Source organism: Streptomyces prasinopilosus, assembly GCF_001419695.1.
GTDB classification, from domain to species: domain Bacteria; phylum Actinomycetota; class Actinomycetes; order Streptomycetales; family Streptomycetaceae; genus Streptomyces; species Streptomyces prasinopilosus.
Window position 1 is genome coordinate 1 of record NZ_LIRG01000294.1, and the last position, 7,153, is coordinate 7,153.

Annotated in this window: 6 protein-coding genes; all 6 read left to right on the forward strand. The window is 73.1% G+C overall.

The genetic code is table 11. From position 1 onward, the window contains the following. Positions 1–248 precede the first annotated feature (248 nt). The 6 genes from AOK18_RS13545 to AOK18_RS13570 all read left to right on the forward strand — a co-directional run bounded on the left by AOK18_RS13545 (position 249) and on the right by AOK18_RS13570 (position 7,039). Positions 249–680, forward strand: coding sequence for an NfeD family protein (locus AOK18_RS13545; RefSeq protein WP_055573592.1), 432 nt, complete (start codon positions 249–251; stop codon positions 678–680). 4 nt (positions 681–684) lie between these two features. Beyond that, positions 685–1,725, forward strand: a complete 1,041-nt coding sequence (locus AOK18_RS13550) for an SPFH domain-containing protein (RefSeq protein WP_055694510.1) — start codon at positions 685–687, stop codon at positions 1,723–1,725. 128 nt (positions 1,726–1,853) lie between these two features. Beyond that, the gene (locus AOK18_RS13555) at positions 1,854–2,750 is read left to right on the forward strand and encodes a phosphorothioated DNA-binding restriction endonuclease (protein ID WP_055694511.1); all 897 of its coding nucleotides are present in this window, start codon (positions 1,854–1,856) and stop codon (positions 2,748–2,750) included. A gap of 269 nt (positions 2,751–3,019) precedes the next feature. Beyond that, positions 3,020–3,223, forward strand: coding sequence for a cold-shock protein (locus AOK18_RS13560; protein ID WP_055572861.1), 204 nt, complete (start codon positions 3,020–3,022; stop codon positions 3,221–3,223). A gap of 300 nt (positions 3,224–3,523) precedes the next feature. Further along, positions 3,524–5,080 (forward strand): DEAD/DEAH box helicase, encoded by a 1,557-nt coding sequence (locus AOK18_RS13565; RefSeq protein ID WP_055694512.1) that lies wholly within the window; start codon positions 3,524–3,526, stop codon positions 5,078–5,080. Between the two features lie 627 nt (positions 5,081–5,707). Continuing rightward, positions 5,708–7,039 (forward strand): lipase family protein, encoded by a 1,332-nt coding sequence (locus AOK18_RS13570; RefSeq protein WP_055694513.1) that lies wholly within the window; start codon positions 5,708–5,710, stop codon positions 7,037–7,039. Positions 7,040–7,153: the final 114 nt, after the last annotated feature.

Here is a 7,153-nt window from a genome sequence, read left to right on the forward strand (position 1 = left end):
GTCCCGTGCCGTCCGCGGGGTCGGTGCCACGGAGGAAAGGAGGACCGGCCGCGGGAAGCGGGCGCCCTCCTCCGGGAAAAAGGGGAAAGCGGGAGCGAACCCGCGAGGAGCGATTGCGGCCGGACCCGCGTCACCCCCTTTCCGCCCGCTCGCGGCATTTCCCCCACAGGGCTATCGCGACCCTCCCCTTTCGGGGTCCAATGGGGGGACCACGCCCTTCGCGCCCGCCCGGTCGGAAGAGGTACGCAATGGAACCGTGGCTGATCTGGTTGATCGTCGCAGCCGTGCTGGCCGCGGCGGAGATCTTCACCCTCACCGCCGCACTCGGAATGCTGAGTGCCGCCGCACTGGTCACGGCGGGATGCGCCGCGCTCGGGCTTTCACCGCCCTTCCAGTTCCTGGTGTTCGCCGTCGTCGCCACCGTCTCCGTGCTGTTCGTGCGCCCTCTCGCGATGCGTCACGTGCTCCAGCCCCCGGGAGCGCGATTCGGCGTGGAAGCGCTGGTCGGCAGGGCCGCCTACGTCGTCTCGGAGGTGTCGGGCCTGGGCGGCAGGGTGCGGATCGACGGTGAGGAGTGGACGGCCCGCGCCTACGACGAGACGCTGGTGATTCCCCCCGGCAAGACCGTCGACGTCATAGAGATCAGCGGCACCACGGCTTTCGTCTACCCCCGGGACTGAAAACATGGAGATTTCTGCGTTCCTCATCGCCGGTCTGATCGTCGCGCTGATCGCGATCTTCACCGTGGTGCGGGCGGTGCGCATCGTTCCGCAGGCGCGCGCCCGCAATGTCGAGCGGCTCGGCCGCTACCACCGCACGCTGAATCCCGGACTCAATCTCGTCATTCCCTACGTCGACCGCGTCCACCCGGTGATCGATCTGCGGGAACAGGTCGTCTCCTTCAAACCGCAGCCGGTCATCACCGAGGACAACCTGGTCGTCGAGATCGACACCGTCCTGTACTTCCAGGTGACCGACGCGCGAGCGGCCTTCTACGAGATCGCGAACTTCCTCCAGGCCGTCGAGCAGCTCACCGTCACCACCCTGCGCAACGTCGTCGGCTCCATGGACCTGGAGAAGACGCTCACCTCCCGCGACACCATCAACAGCCAGCTGCGCGGCGTGCTGGACGAGGCCACCGGCAAGTGGGGGCTGCGGGTCAACCGGGTGGAGATCAAGGCGATCGACCCCCCGCAGACCATCAAGGACGCGATGCAGAAGCAGATGCGCGCCGAGCGGGACAAGCGGGCCGCGATCCTCGGGGCCGAGGGCCAGCGCCAGTCCCAGATCCTCACCGCCGAAGGCGACAAACAGGCGGCCGTGCTGCGCGCGGAGGGCAACCGCACCGCCGCGATCCTGCAGGCCGAGGGCCAGTCCCGGGCCATCGACGAGGTCTTCCAGGCCGTGCACCGCAACGACCCCGACCCCAAGCTGCTCGCCTACCAGTACCTCCAGGCCCTGCCGCAGCTCGCGCAGGGTTCGGGCAACAACTTCTGGGTGATCCCGAGCGAGATCACCTCGGCGCTCCAGGGCGTGTCCAAGGCCTTCACCGAGCAGCTGCCCCGGTCGTCGGCCACCCGTGAGAAGCCCGTCGACGACGACATGACCGCCCGGGCCGCCAGCGACACGGCGCAGGCCGAGGAGGCCGCCGCCGAGGCCGTGGCCGACGCCGCCAAGGCCGACGGCATCGCCCCGAAGGCCCTCCCGTCCGAGCCGCCCCGCTGACGGCGGGCGGCCGGCGCCCGCGCCCCCTCGTTCACGGTCCGCGGTGCCGTGCCCGCGCGGCCCCCGCCGTGCCCCCTCCCGGCACGCGCGGGCCGGCGCCCGCCGGGGCACCCCTACGATCGCCGGTCATGGACTGGCTCGAGCGCACGGCGGAACTGAGGCAGTGGACCAGGGGCGGGGCGCGCGCTCCGCACAAACCGCTGCTCCTCCTGTACGCCCTCGGCCGGTTCCAGCGGGACACCGACGGTGAACTGCGCTACAGCACGGTGGAGGACGACCTCAAGCGGCTGCTGGACGAGTACGGTCCGCCTCACCGGACCACTCCCGCCTACCCGTTCCACCATCTGGTGAGCGACGGCGTGTGGGAGGTGCGCACCGACCGCGGCCCGGGCAGCCCCGGCAGCGGCGTGCGGGAGCTGCGGTCCCTCGGGGCCACGGGGCGGCTGGCGCCGGAACTGCGCGCGGCACTGCGCCGCGAGCCCTCGCTGCTCGGCCGGATGGCACGGCTCCTGCTCGATCTGCACTTTCCGCCCTCGCTCCACGCCGAGCTGTGCGGATCCGTCGGTCTGGAGCCCGGGCCGACGGAGCCCGAACGGCTCACGACCGTCGTACGGAGGCGACGGGACCCCAGGATGCGGGAGCGCGTCCTGACGGCCTACGCGTACCGGTGCGCGTTCTGCGGCTACGACGGCAGGATCGGCACGCTTCCGGTCGGGCTGGAGGCCGCGCACGTACGCTGGTGGGCGTTCGGCGGCCCCGACGACGTCGACAACGGACTGTGTCTGTGCTCACTGCACCACACGCTCTTCGACAGGGGTGTCCTCGGCATCGGCGACCGGCACCGCATCCTGGTCTCGCCGCGCTTCGCCGGCCGCAGCTCCGCCGCCCGCGAGCACGTCACGGCACTCGCGGGCCGGCCGCTCCTCGGCCCCCGGCCGGACGCCCGCCCCGTCGCCGCCGTCCACCGCTCCTGGCACACCGGCCAGGTCTTCCGCGGCGGCCCGTGTCCCGCCGCGGCCCCCTGAGCGGTCGTCTCCCGGACCCCGGCCACCGGAGGCCGACACTCCGGCGGGGGCCGGTTCCGGACGCCGGCTTCCCACTCGTGTTAGCGTGAAGAGTTGCAGTTTTGGTTACCAGAGGCTTGTGAGTGCTCTTCCGACCTTCCGTCGACGAGCGCTCTTTTTTCGTTGCCGAGGGCTTCGCAGCCTTACGGGAACAACGGCCGGGTAAGCATGGTTGTGACCACGGGTCCACAAGGTGTGGACCCCGGGCACTGCCCAAAAGGAGATACAGCATGGCATCTGGCACCGTGAAGTGGTTCAACTCGGAAAAGGGCTTCGGCTTCATCGAGCAGGACGGCGGCGGCCCCGACGTGTTCGCCCACTACTCGAACATCGCCACCTCCGGTTTCCGTGAGCTTCAGGAAGGCCAGAAGGTTACCTTCGACGTCACGCAGGGCCAGAAGGGCCCGCAGGCCGAGAACATCGTTCCCGCCTGACGCGTACCACTGACACCGGCGTCGGCATCCGACGCCGCCGTACAGTGCGTGGCCGGGACCCCGCACCCCTGTGGCGCGGGGCCCCGGCCCACTGCGTTCCCCGGCCCGGCAACGAAGCCGGCGCCGCACCCGTGCTCGCGGTCCGCCACTCGCGGCCGCCTGCCGCCGTCTCACCGCCGTACTGACGCGGCGAGACGCTGATTCACCGTCTTTCGGCTCATTCTTGCGAATTCTCATTCGGCCGCCGTGTCGCCGTTGGGCGGAATTCCTCGATACGTGCCGCATCGAGGAGGGTTCCGCATGAACCGCAATCACACAGCTCGTTCGAACAACGGGGCCGGCACCGCCGGCTCGTCCCGCTCCCGTACGGACAAGGCCCCGGGTTCCGGGCGGGGTGGCCGCGCCCGTTCGCAGGGGTCGGGGGGCCGCCAGGGCGGTCCGTCCCGCGGCGCCGCCGCCAAGGGCGGACGCGGCAACGGCCGCGGGGGCCGTCCCGCCCCGGCCGGCGGGGAGTTCGCGCCGCCGGTCACCCTCACCCCGGCGCTGCCGCCGGTCGAGGCGTTCACCGAACTCGACATGCCCGAGCGGATGCTGGCCGCCCTGACCGCCGAGGGCGTGACCACCCCGTTCCCGATCCAGGCCGCGACGCTGCCGAACTCGCTGGCCGGCCGGGACGTGCTGGGCCGCGGGCGGACCGGCTCGGGCAAGACGCTGGCCTTCGGCCTGGCGATGCTGGCGCGCACCGCCGGGCAGCGGGCCGAGTCCCGGCACCCGCTGGCGCTCGTCCTCGTCCCCACCCGGGAGCTGGCCCAGCAGGTCACCGACGCCCTCACCCCCTACGCCCAGGCGCTGCGCCTGCGGATCGCCACGGTGGTCGGCGGGGTGTCGATCGGCCGGCAGGTGAGCGCCCTGCGCGGCGGCGCCGAGGTCGTCGTCGCGACGCCCGGCCGGCTCAAGGACCTCATAGACCGTGACGACTGCCGCCTGGACCAGGTCTCCATCACCGTGCTGGACGAGGCCGACCAGATGGCCGACATGGGCTTCATGCCGCAGGTGACCGCCCTGCTGGACCAGGTCCGCCCCGGCGGCCAGCGCATGCTGTTCTCCGCCACGCTGGACCGCAACGTCGACCGTCTGGTGCGCACCTACCTGCACGACCCCGTCGTCCACTCCGTCGACCCGTCCGCGGGCGCGGTCACCACGATGGACCACCACCTGCTGCACGTGGAGGACGACGACAAGCACGCCACCACGACGGAGATCGCCGCCCGCGACGGGCGCGTGATCATGTTCCTGGACACCAAGCACGCCGCCGACCGGCTGGCCAAGAAGCTCCTGGCCGTCGGCGTGCGGGCCTCGGCCCTGCACGGCGGGAAGTCCCAGTCCCAGCGGACCCGGACCCTGGCCCAGTTCAAGGACGGTCACGTCACGGTCCTGGTGGCCACCAACGTCGCGGCCCGCGGCATCCACGTGGACAACCTGGACCTCGTCGTCAACGTCGACCCGCCCAGCGACCACAAGGACTACCTGCACCGCGGCGGACGCACCGCCCGCGCCGGTGAGTCCGGCACCGTCGTCACGCTGGTCCTGCCGCACCAGCGCCGGGAGATGTCCCGCCTGATGGCCGACGCCGGCATCACCCCGCAGACCACCCGGGTGCGTCCGGGCGGGGACGAGCTGAACCGCATCACCGGGGCCCAGGCGCCGTCGGGCGTGCCCGTCGTCCTCACTCCGCCGCCCGCCCAGAACCAGCCCGCGCGCACGGGCTCCCCGTCCCGGAGCCGGCGCAGCCGCCGTCCCGGGCAGGCCGCCCGCCGCAGCGCGGCCGGCAACAGGGGGAAGAGCAGCGGACGCTGAAGGACCGTCCGGGGTCCTCGAGGGCTGCTGAAGGCGGCCGGAGGACCGCTGGGGGTTGGTTGAACGTCACTCCACGGGCGCCGGGACGGCGCCCGTGGAGCATCACGAGGTCACGAGGCCGGGGCGCGGACGCGCCCCGGCCTCGTCCGTTCGGGGAGGTCCCCGGCGTCCTCGGGGGAACTCCGGCGCGCCGAGGGGCCGGTGGCCCGGTGGTCCGGGGATCCGTCCGCCCGGGGGTTCATCCGTCCAGGGGTGCGGCGGTCCGGTGCCGGCGGTCCGGTGCCGGCGGTCCGGTGCCGGGAGCGGACGGTGGAGGGCGGCGGACCGCCCGTCACATTACCGAAACGTAATCTTCCTACCGCTACCTCGAGTAACTTACCCATAGGTAAGTTCAATGCGTACCACCACCGCGCGGCGCGGACGGGTCCGTCGGGCCCGTGTGCCCCACCTCGCCGCCGGTCCGCCCTGCCGTCGTGCCGTCCCACCGCCGTGCCGTCGTAGCTCCGAGGCTCCACTCCCCCCAGTTCAGCTCGCCAGCTCCGCCACCGCGCCTCCCCGTCCGGGCCGCTCACGGGACGCCCCGGCACGGAGGCCGCTTCCTGACCGCCGCTCCACAGGAGGTTCGCCATGCCCGCACGCCCGCGCCCCAGACTTCTGGCCGTCGCCGTCACCGCCGCGGCCTGCCTCGGCGCCCAGGCCGTCGCGGCCGCCCCCGCCGCGGCGGCGGAGGGGGCCGTGTCCCGGGGGGTCGAGATCCCCGCGTTCTACACCCCGCCCGCGTCCCTGCCCGACGCCGACGGCGCCCTCGTCCGCAGCGAGCCCCTCCCGTTGGCCCTGAGCCTGCCCAGCCTCAAGGGCCCGCTGCCGGGGACCGCGACCCGGCTGATGTACAAGTCCACCGACTCGAACGGGCAGCCGGTCGCCGTCACCGGCGCGTACATCGAGCCGTCCGCCGCCTGGAAGGGCGGCGGGCCGCGTCCCCTGGTCGCGGTGGCGCCCGGCACCCTGGGGCAGGGCGACCAGTGCGCCGCGTCCATGGGGCTCGAGCACCCGCTGCGGTTCAACGGCGAGACCGTGTCCGTCGGTTACGAGGACCTGGTGATCTACCGCCTCCTCGCCAAGGGCGTCGCCGTGGTCGTCACCGACTACGCCGGCCTGGGCGCGACCGACCGCCTGCACACCTACGTGAACCGGGTCGACGAGGCCCACGCGGTCCTGGACGCCGTCCGTGCCGCCCGCTCGCTGCGCGGGGCGTCGGTCACCGCGGCCTCCCCGGTCGGGCTCTACGGGTACAGCCAGGGCGGCGGGGCGACCGCGGCGGCCGCCGAACTCCAGTCCTCCTATGCCCCCGACGTCATCCTGTCCGGCACCTACTCCGGCGCGCCGCCCGCCGATCTGACCAAGGTCACCGAGGCCATCGACGGCAGCGAACTGGCGGGCGCGCTGGGCTGGTCGCTGAACGGCTTCCTCCAGTCCGACCCGGAGCTGAAGCCCATCGCCGGGGCGCACCTGAACGCCGCCGGCAGGGCCGCGCTCGCCGACCTGTCGACGATGTGCGTCGGCGACGCCCTCTTCTCGTACGGCTTCGCCAAGAGCACCCGGTGGACCACGGACGGAAAGTCCCTCGGCGACATCATCGCCGCCACCCCCGCCCTCCGGTCCTTCCTGGACGAGCAGCGCATCGGCACGATGAAGCCGTCCGGCCCGGTCCGCCTGGCCACCGGCGTCAGCGACAACCTCGTGCCGCACGGGCAGTCCCGCCAACTGGCCGTCGACTGGTGCGCCAAGGGCGCCGACGTCACGTACAAGGCCGTCGTCCTCCCCCACGGCGGCAGCGCGCTGCTCAACCACTTCGCCCCGCTGCTGACCGACCAGGGGGACGCCGTCGACTGGCTGACCGACCGGCTGTCCGGCAAGCGGGCCACCTCCAACTGCTGGAGCATGCCCCTGCAGCCCTGACGGACGCCCCGGCCCCCCGGTCCCGGCAGCCGCCCCGGCCGCCGGTCCGGACGCCGCGTGCCCGCCCGGCCCCGGCCCGCCCGGCCTCTCCGGGCGGGCCGGGCGCGCGCCCGG

Excerpts from the sequence above, each read along its gene's own strand:
- AOK18_RS13565 (WP_055694512.1), top strand. The coding sequence starts at position 3,524 with ATGAACCGCAATCACACAGCTCGTTCGAACAACGGGGCCGGCACCGCC.
- AOK18_RS13555 (WP_055694511.1), top strand. The coding sequence starts at position 1,854 with ATGGACTGGCTCGAGCGCACGGCGGAACTGAGGCAGTGGACCAGGGGC.
- AOK18_RS13550 (WP_055694510.1), top strand. The coding sequence starts at position 685 with ATGGAGATTTCTGCGTTCCTCATCGCCGGTCTGATCGTCGCGCTGATC.
- AOK18_RS13570 (WP_055694513.1), top strand. The coding sequence starts at position 5,708 with ATGCCCGCACGCCCGCGCCCCAGACTTCTGGCCGTCGCCGTCACCGCC.
- AOK18_RS13560 (WP_055572861.1), top strand. The coding sequence starts at position 3,020 with ATGGCATCTGGCACCGTGAAGTGGTTCAACTCGGAAAAGGGCTTCGGC.
- AOK18_RS13545 (WP_055573592.1), top strand. The coding sequence starts at position 249 with ATGGAACCGTGGCTGATCTGGTTGATCGTCGCAGCCGTGCTGGCCGCG.